Source organism: Novosphingobium sp. FW305-C-30-35 (assembly GCF_058783135.1).
In genome coordinates, this window is the sequence record NZ_JBYSYJ010000001.1 from 2,848,386 (window position 1) to 2,865,642 (window position 17,257).

A 17,257-nucleotide genomic window follows, 5' to 3' on the forward strand; every position below is an offset into this window, starting at 1 on the left:
CTCAACCGGCAACGTCCCGCTAACGCTGCAACCTAATTCAGCCCGCTCAATTAGGTAACCTGATCGGCACTACCTCGATACCTGAATGCCCGTTCCAGCCAAGAACGGAGGCATCCAATGTCAACCAAGCCCGACGTCACCACCAAACTTGCCTACAGCGTGAGGGAGGCCGTCCGTGCGACAAGCCTCGCTCGGTCCACCATCTACAACCACATTGCCAGCGGACGTCTGAAGGCAGTTCGCATCGGCGGCCGGACAGTGATCCCGGCTGAAAGTCTCCACGCGTTGATCCGGGGAGACGCCTGACGATGGACGAGAAAGGCAAGGCCCGCGTCGCAGCGCGGGCCCCACGCAAAAGCCTCATCAGCCTTCCTCAGCAAGTTATCTCCCAAGCACTGCAACTGCAACTTCTGATCATCGCGCACCAAGTGAGACCGGAAATGGCAGCAATGTTGGCAGCTTTGGCGTTTGGCCAAGGAGGTGGGGATGCCTGCTAGGAAATCACGCGCACGGAAGCCCAATGTCACGGGGCGCAGTAACACCGATCGCTTTGTCCGGCTCCCGCATCTAATTCTGAACAGCTGCGCCTACCGCAGCCTTTCCCTGAAGGCGCGTTGCCTGCTCGTAGAACTCGGCATGCTCTACAACGGCTCGAACAACGGGGGAATTTTCCTCAGTGTCGAAGATGCGAAATGCCGGCTGGGACTGGGTGATCATCACACCGTGACAGCCGCTTTCAATGAACTGCAGGAGTTGGGCTTCATCACCAAGACTGCAGAGGCGCATTTCCACGTAAAGACATCCGAGACCTCTCGTGCTCGTACGTGGCGGCTAAACTGGGAGGCAGGTCCGGGGCGGAAAGGGCCAAGCATGGACTTTCTGGCACATGAGGCCGAGCCGAAAACGACTGCCCGAGCGAGAATGGAAAGGGGCATGCGAGCACTCAAAAAATTCAGGAAGGCGAAGTCGGAAGGGAAAATGCCGATGGTGGATTCCACCATGTTGTCACCTGACACCCACGTTAACGATGGTGGAATCCACCATGTCCAATTCTGAAAATGGCTGAAATCCGCGAAAAAGCATCATGGGGGAATTTCACCACCATACAGCTGCACCATGGGTGCACGAGCGCCGTCGCGGAATTAGACAGCAAATTGCAGCTTTCCGGTGGAAATCCCTTCCAGTCCGGCAGATGGAAGGACGCGAACAAAATCTACAACGAGATTGAAACGCGCCCGATTGGGCGCGCTTCCTCACACGGACTTCTGTTCCAACCATTCTTGGGACTAACCCGCCGTGCGGCGTGGCAACCATGAACGTCCGGCTACGCCGAAACTTGCCGTTCCCCGGGATTCGAAGGCCCTCTCTCTCTCTCACGTGAACGGCGGGGACTGGCCGGAAAAGGCAACTTATAGAATTTTTTTCGCCCTTGCGAACGTAGTCTGCAAAGACCTGATCATGCGCGAACCACGCATCTGAAGCCGATGTGCGTTGTCGCGGTATCGATCATCTCCGGGTGGCGTGCAGCCGGGCGATAGCGCTGGCAGTAGTTGGCGGCGCAGAGGTGCGAGCCACCCTTGATGACCTTGCGGCCGATGCGCACGCCGGGCTGGCCGGGGTCGAAGCTGTCCTTGAGCTTGCCGCCGCGCGGATTGCTGATGGCGCAGCAGGCGGACTTCTTGCCAGCCTTCTGGGGCTTGTCGATCCACCAGTCGCTCGTCCACTCCCAAGTGTTGCCGATCATGTCGTAAAGGCCGTAGCCGTTGGGTGGGAAGCTGCGCACGGGCGACGTTCGCTCCCAGCCGTCGAGCATCTGATTGGCAAAGGGAAACAGGCCCTGCCAGTAGTTTGCCATCATTCGGCCATCGGGAGCAAGTTCATTGCCCCAGGCGTAGTCCGCGCCTTCAAGCCCGCCACGTGCGGCAAACTCGAACTCGGCTTCCGTGGGAAGTTCCTTGCCCGCCCAATCGGCATAGGCCTGTGCATCGGCATAGGCGACGTGGACGACGGGATGATGCTCGATGCCGTCGATGGAGCTTTCCGGTCCCAGCGGGTGCTTCCAGCAAGCACCGAAGGTGAAGCGCCACCAGTTGGAAGCATCGGCCATGTCGACTGGGCCTGAAGTCTTGTTGAACACAAGCGAACCGGCCCGGGCCATATCCGGCAGCATGCCCGGGTAGTCGTTCGGATCAGGGGCGATCTCGGCGACAGTAACGTAGCCGGTGGCGGCGACGAACGCGGCGAACTGCGCGTTGGTGACCGGGGCCTCATCTATCCAGAAGGCGTCAACCTTGACCCGCCGCAAGGGTGCCTCTTCGGGGTAGAAGGTTTCCGAGCCCATCGTGAAGGTTCCACCCTCGATCAGGCGCATTCCGGGAAGTTGCTGATTCATGGTCAAATGCTAACCGAAAAAAGGGGGAGACGGACAGGCCATCTCCCCACGAAAGTTGCCTGATTGCCCTTTGCAGGACAACGAGGGAGGATCTTCATTTCCGGCGCTTGGCCGCCTTGGGCAGGCTCTTTTCACCGTATTCGACGCTATTCGTTCCCTGGCCCACGATCGGCGAGGGTGAGAGATTTGCGCCCCGTTCGTGTGCGGCCTGCTTGGCCTTGCTGTCGGGCAGGATCTGATCGATGCGGTCCTGGCGGTTAGGTTCGACCAGCCACTGATCGGGGAACGGGGCAGCACCCGTGCCGCTGCGATCGCGGCGCACCGCACCGGTCGACAGACGCTGCGTGTAGGGGATCAAGTGCTTGCCGTCGCGATTGGCAAGCTGATCGTACAGGGCCTGACGCATCTCGATCTTGGTCTGGAGGTACTGCGGGTCCTCGGCCAGATTATGCATTTCGTCGGGGTCTGCAGCGACGTCGTAAAGCTCGTCGATGTCGTAGACCCCGTAATACTGGATATACTTCAGGTTGCCGCGCTGGATCGCGAAAGTGCCGGGGGTCTGGGGGAAGGTCCACTCCCAGTAGTATTCGTAGGTGAAGTCTGGCGCCTTCCAGTCCTTTGCCGCGACCTTGCCCGTGATCAGCGGCCAGGCGCTCTTGCCTTCGAACTGCGCAGGCTTCTGGGCGCCGGCGAGATCGAGGAAAGTCGGCGCGAAATCGAGATTGCGGATGGCGCCGGTGTTGACCACGCCTGCAGGCACGGTGCCCGGCTCGTACATCACCAGCGGGACCTTGACCGACGATTCATAGGCGTTGCGCTTGTCAATCAGCCCGTGTTCGCCAACCTGGAAGCCGTTGTCGGAGGTGAACACGACGAGCGTATCCTTTTCCAGCCCCGCCTTCTTCAGGTACTGCATGATGCGCCCGACGCTGTCGTCCACCGCCGAAAGCGTGGCATAGTAGTACTTGAGGTACTCGGTCATCGGCATGTTCGAATTGTAGAAGAAGTCGATGCCATGCCAGGTGTTGCGCTGCTCATAGACCCAACGCGGCTTGCCTTCGTAGTTTTCGGGCGTGTTGGCGGCGCTGGCGGGCAGCTTGAACTGGAAATTGTCGTACTGGTGCGCGTAGCGGGGCGGCGGCAGCGGGTCGGAATGCACCGCCTTGTGGCTGAGGTAGAGGAAGAAAGGCTTCTTGGGGTCGCGCTCCTTGGACAGCCAGTCCACCGCATAGTCGGTCAGCTCGTCGGTGATGTAGCCCTTTTGCGGCACTTCCTTGCCATCGACATTGAGCGTGTGGACTACGCCCTTGGCAAACTGCGCTTCGGGAATGCCGGTGTTGGGATAGTAGCTGCCCTGTCCCTTGAAGCTCAGCCACTTGTCAAAGCCGGGACGCGGATCGGCAGTGTCGCTGCCCATGTGCCACTTGCCGAAGAACGCAGTCTGGTAGCCCTGCCCTTGCAGATACTTGGGGAAGAAGGTGAGGCCTTCCTCTGACGAGTTGTTGTTGTCGACCACGCCGTGATTGCGCGCCGTCATGCCGGTCAGGATCGTGGCGCGGCTCGGGCTGCACAACGACGAGGTGACGCGGGTGTTTGGGAAATAGCTGCCGCCTGCGGCGAGGCGGTCGATGTTGGGCGTCTTGATGCCCGGCTGCAGGAAGCCGAGGCCATCGAAGCGCAAGTCATCCACAATGATGAAGATGACATTGCGCGGACGCTCGGATGCGGGGGCTGCAGGTGCGGTGGTCGCGGCTGCTGGCGAAGCGTCCTGTGCGATCGCGGCAGAGGGGAGGGCTACCGTAGCAAAAGTCGCTGCCGTGCCCAGCAAGAGCTTTCCGAATGCTCCGAGCGTCATCTTCACCTCTCCAGTCTTGATGGTATTGATCTGTGGCATCATGCAAGTACCGCGTCGGGCTGCATTTCCGGTACCGCCGCAGCAAAGGCGGGCAGCTTCAGGCATTCGTGCTCGATGGCAGGGATGCGTCCAAACGCGAACCGGGCTCCGAAGCGCCGGGCATTTCCAAGCTGGGGGACCAGCGCAACGTCGGCAAGCGTCGGCGCATCGCCGAAGCAAAAGGGGCCATCGTGACGAGCGATCAGCGTCGCAAAGGCTGCAAGGCCAGTTTCGATGATCTCGGCTGCCCACGCCGAAGCTTCGGCCTCGTCAAGGCCGCGCTGGCGCAACATCTTCAGGACCTTGAGGTTCTGGATCGGGTGAATATCGCAGGCAATCACCTGCGCTGCGGCACGAACCCGCGCGCGCTCCAGCGGCGTTCCCGGCAACAGTGGCGGCTCGGGGTGCAACTCGTCCATGTATTCACAGATGGCGAGGCTCTGGGTCAGCACCTCGCCGTTGGTGACGAGCGCCGGAACGAAGCCTTGCGGGTTCAGCGCAAGATAATCGGGAGCGTTCTGATCGCCATTGCGCAGGTTGTGTGCATCGTCCTGCCATTCAAGCCCCTTGAGGCCCAGCGCGATCCGCACTCGCCATGATGCAGTGGACCGCCAGAAGCCGTGGAGAATCATATCTTCACGCACTGGCGGGCTCGCCGATGGTGACAGTGGTATCGGCAAGTCCCGCGATTGAAACGACAAGGACATCGCCCGGCTTCACTGCACCCACGCCAGCCGGCGTACCTGTATAGATGAGGTCGCCCGGCTCAAGCCTGTAGCCTTTCGACAGGTACGCGATCACTTCCGGTATCGAATGGATCAGGTCTGAAAGATCGGCTTCCTGCCTGGTCTCACCATTGACGGTGAGCCGGATCGATCCGGCGGCCATGGCACCCGTTTCGGCAATGGGGTGGACCAGCCCGAGCGGCGAGGACTCCTCGAAGTTCTTGCCGCTGTCCCAGGGGCGGCCCTTGGCGCGAGCTTCAAGCTGGAGATCGCGGCGGGTCATGTCGAGGCCGGTGGCAAAGCCCAGGACGTGATCGAGCGCGTCAGCGACAGCGATGTTGCGTCCGCCCTTTCCGATCACGACGACCAGTTCGGCTTCGTAGTGATAGTTGGCAGTCTGGGGCGGATAGGCGATGGTCGAACCCGACGGCACGACGGTCTCGGCCCACTTGGTGAAATAGAAGGGTGCCTCGCGATCAACCTCGACACCCATCTCCTTGGCGTGATCGGCATAGTTGCGACCGATGCAGAACAGGCGACGGACAGGAAATTCGCGCCCGTCGCTGAGCCTGGCGATCGTGGCGGGCTGAGGATCGAACATAAGAGTCACAGCAATTGCTCCCGGTAGAGGTCGAGCTTCTCTTGCGAAGCCTTGTCGGAATAAGCGAACATCACGAGCGTGCTGCGTGCCTGGAACTGGTGTCTGGTCCATGATGGCACGACAACGATGTCGCGAGGAGCGAGCGTGATCTCGCGGCCATCGAGGAGCAAAATGCCTTCGCCCTCGACGACGACAAACACTGTTCCGTCAGTAGAGCGTCTAGGGCGCGTTTCGAACCCGGCCGGAATATTGCGCACATGCGCCGAAATGGTCGAGAGAACTGCACCGCCATCGGCGGGATTGAGAAACTCCAGTGCGTGGCCCAGATGAGGATCGACAGGTGCGCTGCTTGAAAGGCTATCAAGCACCGGGCGCCATTCGGCATATCGGTAGTGGAACAGCGGGCGGTTTGCAGGCCGCCGATCGGCCGCGCTGCCGCGCAGGGGACGCATGTTGCGGCCATAACGGTTCAGGGTATCACCAGCCAGCGCGGATTCCGGGTGAGCAGCAACGTCAAGCCGCTCTGCGAAGCTCGCATCGAACAGGCGGACGGTTGGGATATCGAGCCCATCAAGCCAGATCATCGGTTGATCTGTCTGGTTTCCATGATCGTGCCATTGACCCGCCGGGGTCAAAACCAGATCGAACGGTTCCATGACGGCCTTTTCGCCATCCAGCGCCGTGAATGCTCCGCTGCCTTCCATCACGAAGCGAAGAGCGTTCTGCGCATGGCGATGGCATGGAGCGACTTCGCCCGGCAGGATAAGCTGAAGGCCGGCATAAAGGCTGGGCGTGATCGCCGATTGCCCCGGGATGCCGGGATTCTCCATGATGAGCACGCGCCGCTCGGCCTGCTCGGCACTGATGATGTCGCCCGCGCGCATCAGGAAATCGCGCACCTCGCCGAACGACCAGCGCCACGGGAGGGCGGGGGATACAGGTTCGGGCGTGACCAGCGCGTGCAGGCTTTCCCAAAGCGGCGTCAGGCCGCTCGGGCCCAACTCGGCGTAAAGTGCTTCGAGCTGGTCACGCTGATTGTTGGGTCGCACAGTCATGGGACCGCTCTCTCAGTAACGAAGCTGATCCTGGCCGCAGAACGGGTCGACCGGACTGCTGCCAGTAAACGGAATATTGCCGGCCAGGCGGCGGACCACTTCCTGCTGCACGGGAGCGATCGCGCTATAGGCGTTGATGCAGGTCGCCACGTGGGGGGCATCATAGAGATAGTAGGGCTGCCCGAAGGAAATCAGCGCGGTCGGGATCTCGCGCGGGAACTGCGTCATGGCCTTGCGCATGCCGCCGTGCAGCTTCACGAAGTCGAGATAGATCCGCGAGGCGCTGGGCGTGGCTTCCTGTCCGACGAGGTAGAGCACCAGATCGGTATCTTCACGCGTGGGCATTGCGTCGGGATCGTAGGGGCGCAATTCAAAGCCCCGCTCGCGCATTGCGGAAAGGAACGGTTCATAACTGCGCGGAAGCGCGCCGTCCCAAAAGCTGTAGCCCGCTTCGGCAATATAGACGATGCGACGGTGGCTGGCGGGCTGCAGCGGCAAAAGCGACTGCGTGTCCTTCACCAGCGTGATCGACTGTCCGCAGGCGGACTGTGCAGTCTCGAGATGCTCTGGCGTGCGAAGCTGTTCCTGCAAGTCTTCCAATGGCAGAATGCGCGATTGCGGATCGCGTTCATGAAGGCCGAGCCTTGCCTTCAATGAGAGGATACGGGTCACCGCTTCGTAAAGGCGGGCCTCCGAAAGCCGGCCGCTGCGCAGGCCATCCAGCATGAAGCGATAGTCCCGATCCGGGGCACGGCTGAACAGGAACATGTCACATCCGTTCTCTACCACTGCTGGCACAGCGTCGGATCGCTCCATCCAACTTGTCAGGCCCCCCATCCCGGTAGCATCGGAAATGACCAGTCCTTCAAACCCGAGTTCGCCACGTAGAAGGTCCTGGTTGAGCAGGCGCGAGACGGTGGCCGGCTGGAAGGCATCACGGCCGGCATTCGGCATGCGGGCGCGGATGTAGGCAGGCAAGGCAATGTGGGCAGACATCACGGTCATGACGCCGGAGGCGATCACCGCGCCGTAGATACGGCCGAAGAGCGCGTGCCATTCATCGACCGACAGAGGGTTGACGGTGGTAAGCAGATGCTGGTCGCGATCGTCGAGGCCATCACCGGGCCAATGCTTTACGCATGCCGCGATGCCCTCATCCTGCAGCGCGTTGATGTATGTGACGGCTTGTGCAGTGACCTTCTCAGGATCGGAGCCAAACGAACGCGTGCCGACGATCGCGCTGCGGAAGGCCACGTTGAGATCGACGACGGGGCCGAACGACCAGTCATAGCCGAGACTGCGACTCTCGCGGGCGACCAAGCGCGCGATCGCATCGGTGGTGGCGAGGTCATTGCTTGCAGCAAGGCCCATGAGGTTGGGCACGGCAGTGGCGAAGGGGTGACTGATGGTGCCGCCTTCGATGTCGCCGGTGAAGATCGGTGGGACGCCTGCGCTTTCCAGCGCGATCATCGTCGCTGCGCGGAAGGCTGCAAGGTCGGAAGTTGGAAAGCGGTTTATACCGCCGGGCTTGAGAGCAAGCAGCGGCGTGATTTCTTCGACGCTGTCCTGCGATGTGGAAAAGACGAAAAGCTGACCGACCAGTTCTTCGACAGACATGGCATCCCGTGTCCGTTCGACCCATTCCTCCTGGCTTTTGGTCAGTGCGAGAGGAGATGGTGTTTTCAGGCCGGAAACAGTCAACTTGGGGCTCCGGGAGTAACAGGTTGATGCGCCGCCATGCCGCTTTCGTCTAGGACTGACGACATGGGAGAGGATGCAGCGGACATGGCGGCGGCAACGCCATCGCCGTAGCGGGCGATGGATGGCGGAACCCCACGAAGGAGGTTCCGCCGGAGGGAAGCGTCAAGGATCAGAAGCGCACCGCGACGGTGGCGCCGAAGAAGCGATCTGCATCCTTGTTGTAGGTGCCGACCAGATCGAACGGGTTGGCGGTGGTAGACATCAGCGAATTGTGACCGATGGAGGTCAGGTAGTTGGTGTCGAACAGGTTCTTCACGAACAGTGTCAGGCTGTACTTGTCGTCTGGCGTAGAGAAGCCAACCGTGGCGTCAACCAGCGTATAGGCCGGTTGCACCGCCAGCGGATCCTGTTCCGACGTGAAGTTCTGGGCGCTGGTGAAGTTGACCACGAACTGGGCGAAGGCATTGAAGCTGTCGCCCTCGTACTCATAACGCGGCGCGACATTGATGCGCCAGTCCGGGCTGGCCTGAAGCGGACGGTTGCGCAGGTTCTGCTGCGGCGTGGCGCCGGCGGCCGGACGATAGCATACGTTGACCGGCATCCCAGTCATCACAGGAGCACCTGCCTGCAATTGCAGTGGGCAGTTCAGGCCATCGATGTTGATGCGCGACTGGGCATAGGTGACCGCGGCGTTGACCGAGAAGGCGTCCGACGGGCGCATCGTTGCCTCGATTTCGAAACCGCGCGTGCGCGAGGTGCCGGCGTTCGTGGTCTGGAAGCGGATTTCGCCGGTTGCCGGGTTCGATCGGTTGGCCTGGACCTGAAGGTTCGAATAATCCGACTGGAACAGCGCCGCCGCGAAGGAGAGCGAGCGATCTGCAGTGCTGCCCTTGAAGCCGATTTCATAGGCGTTCACCCATTCCGGCTGGACTGCGCTCTGGTTGGCCAGATCGGCGGCGATTTCCATTTCATACCCGAGACCCTTGTAGCCACGGGTATAGGTTGCATAGGCCTGAGCGTTGCGGCTGAACTCATATTGCAGACCAGCCTTGCCGGTCACTGCAGTGTCGCTTGCCGAGAAGGTGCCGCTGACCGATGGGTTGCCCGGGAAGACGTTGTCGCCCGCAACGATTGGAGCGGTGCGAACGCCGGTGTTGGTGCCCTTCTCGTACTGGACGCGCAGACCGCCGATGGCGCGCAGCCCCGGAACGAGTTCGTAGTCTACCTGGCCGAACGCCGCGACACTGTCCTGCTCGAGTTCGATGCGGCTCTGTGCCGACTGCCAGACCACACGTGCTGGATCGCAAGGCTGACCGACGACACCGGCGGTGCAGCGGGCGCGACGACGATCGAATGGGCGCACGATGTTGCTGTGCATGTAGAACACGCCGAACACGTAGTTCAGGTCGTTCTTGCCGTTGCTGGCAAGGCGCACTTCCTGGCTGTAGGCGTCGAGATCGACCTTGCCGTGGTTCTGGTTCCAGAACGTGTACGGTGCGAAGGCGGCTGTACCGAGGAAGATCGGCTGTGGGGAATTGATGCGGTCGATCGGCTGGTTAACCTCGAGGTTATACCCCTGATAGGCGCTGATCGAGGTGATCGTCGCCGGGCCGATGTCCCAGTCGGCTTGCAGCGAGTAGGTCTGTGCGCGGCTGTTGGCGAAGGTGTTCGAATCTTCGTTGATCGTGCGGTTTTCGCGGGTCGCGTTGATCGGACCGACGACCTGCTGAAGCACCGGATTGACGATCGAGATCAGGGTCGATGCGCAGCAGTCCGAGTTCATCTTGCGGTATTCGCCGGTCAGCAACAGCGTCAGGTTGCTGGTTGCGTCCCATTCTACCTTGCCGCGAACGCCCCAGCTCTCCGAGCCGTTGACCCACTCGTTTGTGCCGATGTTGCGGGTGATACCGCGAACATTGTTGTAAAAGCCCGAGACGCGGGTGCGCAGCGTGTCGCTGATTGGCGTGGAAATGGTCGCGCGGGCGCGATATTCGTCGTGCTCGGCTACGGTGAAGTCAGCCTTGGCCTGAAAGTCCTTGGTGGGCCGTGCGGTGGTAACGCTGATCACGCCTGCCGAAGCGTTCTTGCCGAACAACGTGCCCTGAGGTCCGCGCAGAACCTCGACGCGTTCGATATCGGCGAGATCGGAGAAGCCCTGCGCCGAGCGGACGGCAACCACGCCATCGACGACAACCGAAACCGAAGGCTCAACGCCCTGGCCGAACAGCGCGCTGCCGACGCCGCGGATACGGAAGCTGGTGTTGGTGGGGTTGGCACCCTGCTGGAACGACAGCGACGGAATGGCCTGGACCAGCGTGTTGGTGTCGTTGATCTGGCGCTTGGCAAGAGCGTCGGCGGTCACTGCGGTGACGGCCAGCGGCACGTCCTGCAGGCGCTCGGCACGCTTTTGCGCGGTCACCACGATTTCGCCGGGCGCTGTGTCGGCAACCGCCTCATCCTGGGGTGGCGTCGCGGCCGTCTCCTGAGCAAAGGCAGCGACGGGCGCGAGAGCAAAAGTCAGCGCCAATACTGACGCGACAGAACGGTCTTGGAAGGTCTTCACAGGTTCTACTCCCCCATGGGCACGGCGGAGCTTTGCTCCATCATGTGCCATGCGCCGCCACTATGGCAGCACTTGCGAATCGAATTGCATTTACCGCTAAACCATACCTGGCCAAGCTTCGTCAATAAAAAGGTTTAGCGCTATTCCACCGCGACGGTTCGCTGCGTTTTAACTTGACAGCACGCGAAATCCTCGAAACTTTTAGCGCTAAATTGATGGGGTTGAGGAACATGTCGGACAAGCACGATGCCGGGGGCGGGCCCACTGTCTGGCCCGAACCGCGGATGGCCTGGTTTGCTGCAGGAATGCTTGCACTTGCCAATACGCTGGCCTTTATCGACCGGCAGGCGCTGGCTCTTCTGGTGCAGCCCATGAAGGAAGACCTCCAGGTCAGCGACACCGCCATGAGCTTGCTCTATGGCCTCAGCTTCACAATGTTCTACGTGCTGGTCGGAATCCCGGTTGCCCGGCTGGCCGACCGGACGAATCGGCGCAACATCATTGCCGGCGCAATTTTTGTCTGGAGCTTGGCGACCGCGCTGTGCGGCGTTGCCCGCAGTTTTGCTTCGTTGTTCGCCGCCCGCGTTGCGGTGGGGGCGGGCGAAGGCGGATTGGGACCGGCAGCCTATTCTATCCTCGCGGACTATTTCCCAAAGGAGAAATTGCCCGCAGCCATGGGCGTCTACCAGATGGGCATCTATGCCGGTGGGGCATCCGCACTGCTGCTCGGTGGGCTGCTTTCCACCGTGATTCCGCCATCGAGCGACGTTCTGCTCCCGCTGATCGGCACCGTGAGAGGCTGGCAGGTGGTCTTCCTGATGCTGGGTCTGCCAGGGCTCCTGCTTTCAGGTGCCATGTTGCTGGTGCGTGAACCGGTCCGCATCGGTCAGCAAGGCGGGCAGGTCTCCGTGCCCTTGCGCGATCTCTTCGCGCATATGCGGCAGTACTGGCAGGCCTATTTCGGCATAGGCTTCGGCTTTGCCCTGATGATCCTTGTCGGAAACGCGACAGGTGCGTGGATCCCCGCCTTCCTGCAGCGGAAGTTCGATCTTACGACCGCGCAAGTCGGCGGCCTTTATGGCACGATCACTGCGGTTTGCGGTGTAAGCGGCACGCTTGCGGGCGGCATCATCGCGTCCAAGTTGCGTCAGAGAGGTTACGACAAGGCCAACCTCTATGTCGCAATGGCCGGGTTCGTGGCCCTTGTGCCGGTGACGACCGCGTTTCCCCAGATGTCCGACTATCGCCTTTCGCTGGCGCTGATCGGACTCATGAACTTTCTGGCCGGCTTCAACTTCGGTGGCGGTCTGGCGGCCTTGCAGGAGATCACACCGAACCGGATGCGCGCTTCGGTCTCGGCAGGCTACATGCTTCTGGTAAACCTCATCGGCGCGGCCGGAGGGCCGCTGGCCATCGCGATCGTGACTGATTACTGGTTCATGGATCCGAGCGCGCTGCCCGACGCGATCACCCTGGTCTGCGCGGTGGCCTCCCCCCTTTCGGTCGTGGCGTTGTTTGTCGGGCTCAAGGGCTACGCCCGCGCATTGCGAACCGCCGGAATCTAGACCGTGGCCCGCGCTAGCCGAAAGAAAAGCCAGGCCGTCACGATCGATGCAGTTGCCCGGCATGCCGGAGTCTCGGCTATGACCGTTTCCAACGTGCTCAACAATGTGAAGCCGGTGCGCGAGGCAACCCGCCAGGCGGTGCTGGAGGCCGTGCGAGAGCTGAACTACACGCCCAACCTTGCGGCAAAATCGCTGGCAAGCGCGGAAATGACGCGGGTGGGGCTGCTTCTTGGCAGGGATGAATTCTCCTTTGTGAGTTCTGTGCTGGGCGGTGCGGTTGAGGCGACCACGGACCTCGGTGCGCAACTCCTGATCCGCAGGGTAGGCATTGCAGACCGGGCAGCCGTCGCCGAAGCCGTCGAGAGTCTCGTCAAGTCGGGGGTGCACGCGCTTGTGCTGCCTGGCCTGTTCGCTGGCTTCCTGCACGAGGAACTGAAAGGTGAAGGACTGGGCGTGCCGGTCGTCTCGCCTTCGCCCGGCCTTTCGATCGAGGGTGTGCATTGCGTGCGCATCTGCGATGAGACAGCTGCACGGGAAATGACTGAGCACCTGATCGCGTTGGGCCACCGGCGCATCGGCTTTATCCGAGCGGAGAAGCTTCACCTCGTCCACTGGTCCCGCTTTTCCGGATTCGCGGCCGCGCATGAGCGGGCCGGTCTGAAAGTCGATGCGAGTCTGGTGGCGACAAGCGCGCTGTCCTTCAGCCATGGACTTGAAGCCGCACGGAAACTGCTCGATCGGCCCGACCGCCCGACTGCCATATTTGCCAGCAACGACGACACTGCAGGTGCCGTCGTTGCCATGGCGCACAAGCTTGGCCTGCGTGTGCCGGAGAATGTCTCCGTAGCCGGTTTCGACGACAGCCCCCTCGCGGTGCGAATGTTGCCGCTGTTGACGACCGTTCGCCAGCCGGTCGCCGATATCGCACGCCGAGCGACGGAATTGGCGATCCAGCTTGCCCGAACGCCCGGTGAACGGCCCCCGGCAACCATAGAGATCGTGCCGCACAAGATCATCGAACGGGAAACGTCTGCACCGCCCTCCTCATTTGCCAGGAGCAATTGAATTGACGCATTCAACGAAAATCGTGCGAAAGCTGGCAACCAGTGGCTTGCTCGCGCTGGCGACGGCGACGTCTGCCACCGCCAAGCCCGCACCGCGCCCGAACATTGTGGTCATCGTGCTCGACGATGTGGGCTTTTCCGACCTCGGATCGTTCGGTTCCGAGATCCGCACGCCGGCCATGGATGCGCTGGCGCAAGGGGGCCTGCGGTTCAACCGGTTCGATACCAAGGCAGTTTGCAGTCCGACGCGCGCCGCACTGTTGACTGGACGCAACCCGCAGACTGTGCGAATGCCGGACCTGCCCGCTGCAAAACTAAACCCGGCCGACATGACCCGAGACCGCGGCGAACTGGCTTCGAATGCGCAGACGATTGCCCAAGTCCTGCGCGGGTCCGGCTATGAAACCGTGGGGCTGGGCAAGTGGCATCTCGCGCCCGAGCAGGAGGACGGCTCGCCCGGTCATAATGGGTCCTGGCCATTGCAGCGCGGTTTTGACAGCTTCTACGGCTTCTTCCTTGGCTGGACCGACCAGTATCACCCCAAGCTGATCGAGGGCAATCGCCGCATTCCTGCACCGGAAACACCCGGGTATCATTTCTCGGTCGACATCACCGACCGCGCCATCGCAGCGCTTCCCGCGCCGGGGAATGCCGGGTCGACCAAACCCAAGTTCGTCTATCTGGCTTACGGCGCGGGCCATTCGCCCATTCAGGTCCCGCGCGAATGGATCGACAGCTACGCCGGGGTCTATGAAAAGGGCTGGGACGCGATGCGCGAGGACCGGCTGGCACGGCAGAAGGCACTTGGCATCGTGCCCAAAAACACTGTGCTGCCGCCGCGCAATCCCGGCGACCGGGCCTGGGCCGACCTGACGCCGACCGAAAAGACCGTATTTGCCCGCTTCATGGCGACTTATGCGGGGTTCATCACCCATACGGATGCTCAGATCGCGCGACTGGTCACGCATATCAAGCAGACCGGCCAGTTCGATAACACCTTGATCGTCTTGATGAGCGACAATGGCGCAGCGTCCGAAGCTGGGCAGAAGGGCAATTTCGAGCGCCTCTATGCCCCGAACAAGCTGACGCCCGAACAGATGCTGGCACGGCTAGACGAGTTGGGAACCGACAAGACCCAGGCCGAATATCAAAGGCCTTGGGCAATGTTGGGATCAACACCTTTCCGCCGCTACAAAGTCTGGCCTCAGTTGGGCGGTGTGCGCACGCCGTTGATTGTGTCCTGGCCCAGGGTGATCAAGGACAAAGGCGCCATCCGCAAGGGTTATGTCGACGTGATCGATCTTGCGCCGACCTTGGCCGACGTTGCGGGCACACGGTTCCCGCGCAGTGTTGGCGGGGTTGCCGAGCTGCCGGTGGCAGGCATGTCGATCAAGGGAATGCTGGGCAAGGCAACGTTGCCGGGCCGTGCTGTCCAGTACTTCGAGCTGCGTGGCAACCGGGCCATCACCAGCGGCAAATGGCGGGCTGTGGCGGTACACAAGCAGATGACCGACTTTGCCACCGACACATGGCAACTGTTCGACACCGAGGCCGACTTTTCGGAGAGCAAAGATCTCGCAGCCAGGTATCCGGCCAAGGTCGAGGAACTCAAGCGCCTGTGGTGGCGCGAGGCCCGCAAATATTCCAATCCACCGCTGGCCGAAGCACCCGAAGCGTTCCGCCTGCGCGAGCGGTTCGACGACAGCCCGGAGCGACAGCCTTTGCCTGACCGCCTGAAGCCCGCCGACCCAAATGAAGACACGATCAAAAGGGTAGCGGGGCAATGACCGGTAATTCGCGACGCCAATTTCTCAAGGCCGGCGCCACAGGCGCGCTGGCAGCGGTTTCGGCGAGTGCGCTGCGCGCCCAGACTGGCAAGCGGCCCAACATCATCTGGATCGTCAGCGAGGACAACAACCCGTTCATTGGCGCCTATGGCGACAAGCTGGCGCACACACCCAACATCGATGCGCTGGCACGTGAAGGCGTGCTATATCGCAATGCCTTTTCGAATGCGCCAGTCTGTGCGCCCTCGCGCTTCGGTATCCTCACCGGCGTTCTGCCGGAAGCCTGTGCTCCCGCCCATCACATGAGGTCGGATGCAAAGGCGGCTGGGATCTTGCCGACGTATCCCGACCTGCTGCGCAAGGCAGGGTATTTTGTGACCAACAACGTCAAGACGGATTACAACTGCGACATCGACCCCAAGGCGATCTGGGACGACAGCAGCACCAAGGCGCACTGGAAGAATCGTCCTGCTGGCAAGCCGTTCATGGCCGTCTTCAACCTGATGACCACGCACGAATCGCAGAACTTCAAGAAGGTTCCTGGCAAGGTGACGCCGGAAGCCGTGCGGGTCCCGGCATACTTGCCTGACACACCTGCCATTCGTCAGGATATTGCCAGCTACTACAACCTGATGGAGGTCATGGACGGTCAGGTTGGCAAGTTTCTGGCCGAACTGGACGAGGCGGGGCTGAGCGAGGACACCATTGTCTTCTACTATTCCGACAACGGCGGGGTTCTGCCGCGCTCCAAGCGGTATTGCTATGATAGCGGGCTGCGGTGCGCGCTGGTTGTGCGCCTTCCGAAGAAATGGGCGCATCTTTCCCCGGTCGCTGCGGGTGGGGAAGTGAAGGCACCGGTCAGTTTCATCGATCTCGCGCCCACGGTTCTGTCCCTTGCCGGCGCGCCAATCCCGGCGGTGATGCAGGGGAAGGCTTTCATGGGGTCAGCTGCAGCGGCGCCGGGGAAGTGGGCGTTCGGAATGCGCAACCGCATGGACGAGCGCTATGATTTCGTGCGCACCGTCAGCGATGGACGTTGGCGCTATGTCCGCAACTACATGCCGCACTTGCCCCTGATGCAGAACCAGGCATTCGCGTGGCTGGCCAAGGGCTATCAGGACATCGACAGGCTGCGCAGGGAAGGGCAATTGACGCCCCTGCAGCGCAGTCTGTTCGAGGAACGGCCTCATGAGGAACTGTACGACACACAGGAAGATCCAGACGAAACGGTGAACCTGGCCAAGAGGCCCGAGCAGGCGGCGCGCATGGCGGAAATGCGTCGGGCGCTCGATCGGCACATGTTGGCAATCAACGACAACGGCTTCATCCCCGAAGATTCGCGGCTGGAGGGCTATGTGCCTAGCCGCGTTGCCGGAGCCTACCCGCTGCGTCGCCTGATGGCGCTTGGACAGGTGGCCGCGCAAGGTGACCGGCGCAAGGCTCCGATCTTGCGCGCCGCCTTGGCGGACAGCAACGAGGTCGTTCGCTTCTGGGGTGCGACAGGGTTTGCGGTCCAGGGAGCGTGGGGGGAGGATCTGCAGCGTCTGCGCCGCCTTGCTACGTCTGACCCGGTGCCGCAGGTCCGTGTTGCCGCGTGTGACGCTCTTGCTCGCAGCGGCGCCAGTGCCGAGGCGTGTTTGCAGCTGGCCGCCCTCCTCGAGCCGGGAACACCTGACAGGGTCCGGCTGCAGGCACTCAATGTTTTGACCCGCATGGGTCCGGCAGCGCTTCCGGCCCTGCCGCAAATTGCGGCGCTGACAACGGTGGATGATGAATATCTGCCAAATGCAGCCCGCTATCTGAAGCTGGTTCTTGAGGGGCAATATGATCCCTCGGTGCCGATTTTCGATCTCGACGCGCTCCGCCGGAAGAACCCGACGAGCGGTCCATCTGCAGCATGAGGCACCCGC

General features: G+C 61.7%; 14 protein-coding genes. 7 read left to right on the top strand and 7 right to left on the bottom strand.

The features are described from left to right. Positions 1–117 precede the first annotated feature (117 nt). From AC3WLM_RS14135 to AC3WLM_RS14145, 3 genes are all read left to right on the top strand, one after another. Entirely contained in the window at positions 118–306 is a 189-nt protein-coding gene (locus AC3WLM_RS14135; protein WP_465130309.1) for a helix-turn-helix domain-containing protein, read from the top strand. A gap of 180 nt (positions 307–486) precedes the next feature. Further along, positions 487–1,056, top strand: a complete 570-nt coding sequence (locus AC3WLM_RS14140; RefSeq protein WP_492477678.1) for a hypothetical protein — start codon at positions 487–489, stop codon at positions 1,054–1,056. Positions 1,057–1,058: 2 nt separating this feature from the next. Further along, positions 1,059–1,316, top strand: coding sequence for a hypothetical protein (locus AC3WLM_RS14145; RefSeq protein ID WP_492477679.1), 258 nt, complete (start codon positions 1,059–1,061; stop codon positions 1,314–1,316). Positions 1,317–1,456: 140 nt separating this feature from the next. Here AC3WLM_RS14145 and AC3WLM_RS14150 read toward each other — a convergent pair whose 3' ends face one another. The 7 genes from AC3WLM_RS14150 to AC3WLM_RS14180 form a co-directional block, all read right to left on the bottom strand. Then, a complete protein-coding gene (locus tag AC3WLM_RS14150) occupies positions 1,457–2,392 on the bottom strand; it encodes a formylglycine-generating enzyme family protein (RefSeq protein ID WP_492477680.1) in 936 nt (311 codons plus the stop codon). Between the two features lie 94 nt (positions 2,393–2,486). After that, the gene (locus AC3WLM_RS14155; protein ID WP_492477681.1) at positions 2,487–4,286 is read right to left on the bottom strand and encodes a sulfatase family protein; all 1,800 of its coding nucleotides are present in this window, start codon (positions 4,284–4,286) and stop codon (positions 2,487–2,489) included. Beyond that, on the bottom strand, positions 4,286–4,918 hold the full coding sequence (maiA, locus tag AC3WLM_RS14160; protein WP_492478132.1) for a maleylacetoacetate isomerase: 633 nt from the start codon (positions 4,916–4,918) through the stop codon (positions 4,286–4,288). The genes AC3WLM_RS14155 and maiA overlap by 1 nt, the downstream gene beginning before the upstream one ends. Before the next feature lie 4 nt (positions 4,919–4,922). Next, positions 4,923–5,612, bottom strand: a complete 690-nt coding sequence (locus AC3WLM_RS14165; protein ID WP_492478133.1) for a fumarylacetoacetate hydrolase family protein — start codon at positions 5,610–5,612, stop codon at positions 4,923–4,925. A gap of 5 nt (positions 5,613–5,617) precedes the next feature. Continuing rightward, positions 5,618–6,667: a gentisate 1,2-dioxygenase gene (gene gtdA / locus AC3WLM_RS14170; RefSeq protein ID WP_492477682.1), complete on the bottom strand. Its 1,050-nt coding sequence runs from the start codon at positions 6,665–6,667 to the stop codon at positions 5,618–5,620. 12 nt (positions 6,668–6,679) lie between these two features. Beyond that, positions 6,680–8,284 carry a glycoside hydrolase family 3 protein gene (locus AC3WLM_RS14175; protein ID WP_492477683.1) on the bottom strand — a complete coding sequence of 535 codons (1,605 nt, stop codon included), beginning with the start codon at positions 8,282–8,284 and terminating at the stop codon, positions 6,680–6,682. A gap of 253 nt (positions 8,285–8,537) precedes the next feature. Further along, complete coding sequence (locus tag AC3WLM_RS14180) at positions 8,538–10,931, bottom strand: TonB-dependent receptor (RefSeq protein ID WP_492477684.1); 2,394 nt, start codon at positions 10,929–10,931, stop codon at positions 8,538–8,540. Positions 10,932–11,161: 230 nt separating this feature from the next. Here AC3WLM_RS14180 and AC3WLM_RS14185 point away from each other — a divergent pair, with 230 nt between their 5' ends. From AC3WLM_RS14185 to AC3WLM_RS14200, 4 genes are read left to right on the top strand one after another with little or no spacing between them, the layout of a single operon-like run. Next, positions 11,162–12,496: a spinster family MFS transporter gene (locus AC3WLM_RS14185; RefSeq protein WP_492477685.1), complete on the top strand. Its 1,335-nt coding sequence runs from the start codon at positions 11,162–11,164 to the stop codon at positions 12,494–12,496. A 3-nt stretch (positions 12,497–12,499) separates the two neighbouring features. Further along, the gene (locus tag AC3WLM_RS14190; RefSeq protein WP_492477686.1) at positions 12,500–13,561 is read left to right on the top strand and encodes a LacI family DNA-binding transcriptional regulator; all 1,062 of its coding nucleotides are present in this window, start codon (positions 12,500–12,502) and stop codon (positions 13,559–13,561) included. 22 nt (positions 13,562–13,583) lie between these two features. Further along, complete coding sequence (locus tag AC3WLM_RS14195) at positions 13,584–15,347, top strand: arylsulfatase (RefSeq protein ID WP_492477687.1); 1,764 nt, start codon at positions 13,584–13,586, stop codon at positions 15,345–15,347. Next, positions 15,344–17,248: a sulfatase-like hydrolase/transferase gene (locus AC3WLM_RS14200; protein ID WP_492477688.1), complete on the top strand. Its 1,905-nt coding sequence runs from the start codon at positions 15,344–15,346 to the stop codon at positions 17,246–17,248. Before AC3WLM_RS14195 ends, AC3WLM_RS14200 begins: the two co-directional genes overlap by 4 nt. Positions 17,249–17,257: the final 9 nt, after the last annotated feature.

Coding starts and splice junctions, on each gene's coding strand:
- AC3WLM_RS14135 (WP_465130309.1), top strand. CDS start 118: ATGTCAACCAAGCCCGACGTCACCACCAAACTTGCCTACAGCGTGAGG.
- AC3WLM_RS14140 (WP_492477678.1), top strand. CDS start 487: ATGCCTGCTAGGAAATCACGCGCACGGAAGCCCAATGTCACGGGGCGC.
- AC3WLM_RS14145 (WP_492477679.1), top strand. CDS start 1,059: ATGGCTGAAATCCGCGAAAAAGCATCATGGGGGAATTTCACCACCATA.
- AC3WLM_RS14150 (WP_492477680.1), bottom strand. CDS start 2,392: ATGAATCAGCAACTTCCCGGAATGCGCCTGATCGAGGGTGGAACCTTC.
- AC3WLM_RS14155 (WP_492477681.1), bottom strand. CDS start 4,286: ATGCCACAGATCAATACCATCAAGACTGGAGAGGTGAAGATGACGCTC.
- maiA (WP_492478132.1), bottom strand. CDS start 4,918: ATGATTCTCCACGGCTTCTGGCGGTCCACTGCATCATGGCGAGTGCGG.
- AC3WLM_RS14165 (WP_492478133.1), bottom strand. CDS start 5,612: ATGTTCGATCCTCAGCCCGCCACGATCGCCAGGCTCAGCGACGGGCGC.
- gtdA (WP_492477682.1), bottom strand. CDS start 6,667: ATGACTGTGCGACCCAACAATCAGCGTGACCAGCTCGAAGCACTTTAC.
- AC3WLM_RS14175 (WP_492477683.1), bottom strand. CDS start 8,284: ATGTCTGTCGAAGAACTGGTCGGTCAGCTTTTCGTCTTTTCCACATCG.
- AC3WLM_RS14185 (WP_492477685.1), top strand. CDS start 11,162: ATGTCGGACAAGCACGATGCCGGGGGCGGGCCCACTGTCTGGCCCGAA.
- AC3WLM_RS14200 (WP_492477688.1), top strand. CDS start 15,344: ATGACCGGTAATTCGCGACGCCAATTTCTCAAGGCCGGCGCCACAGGC.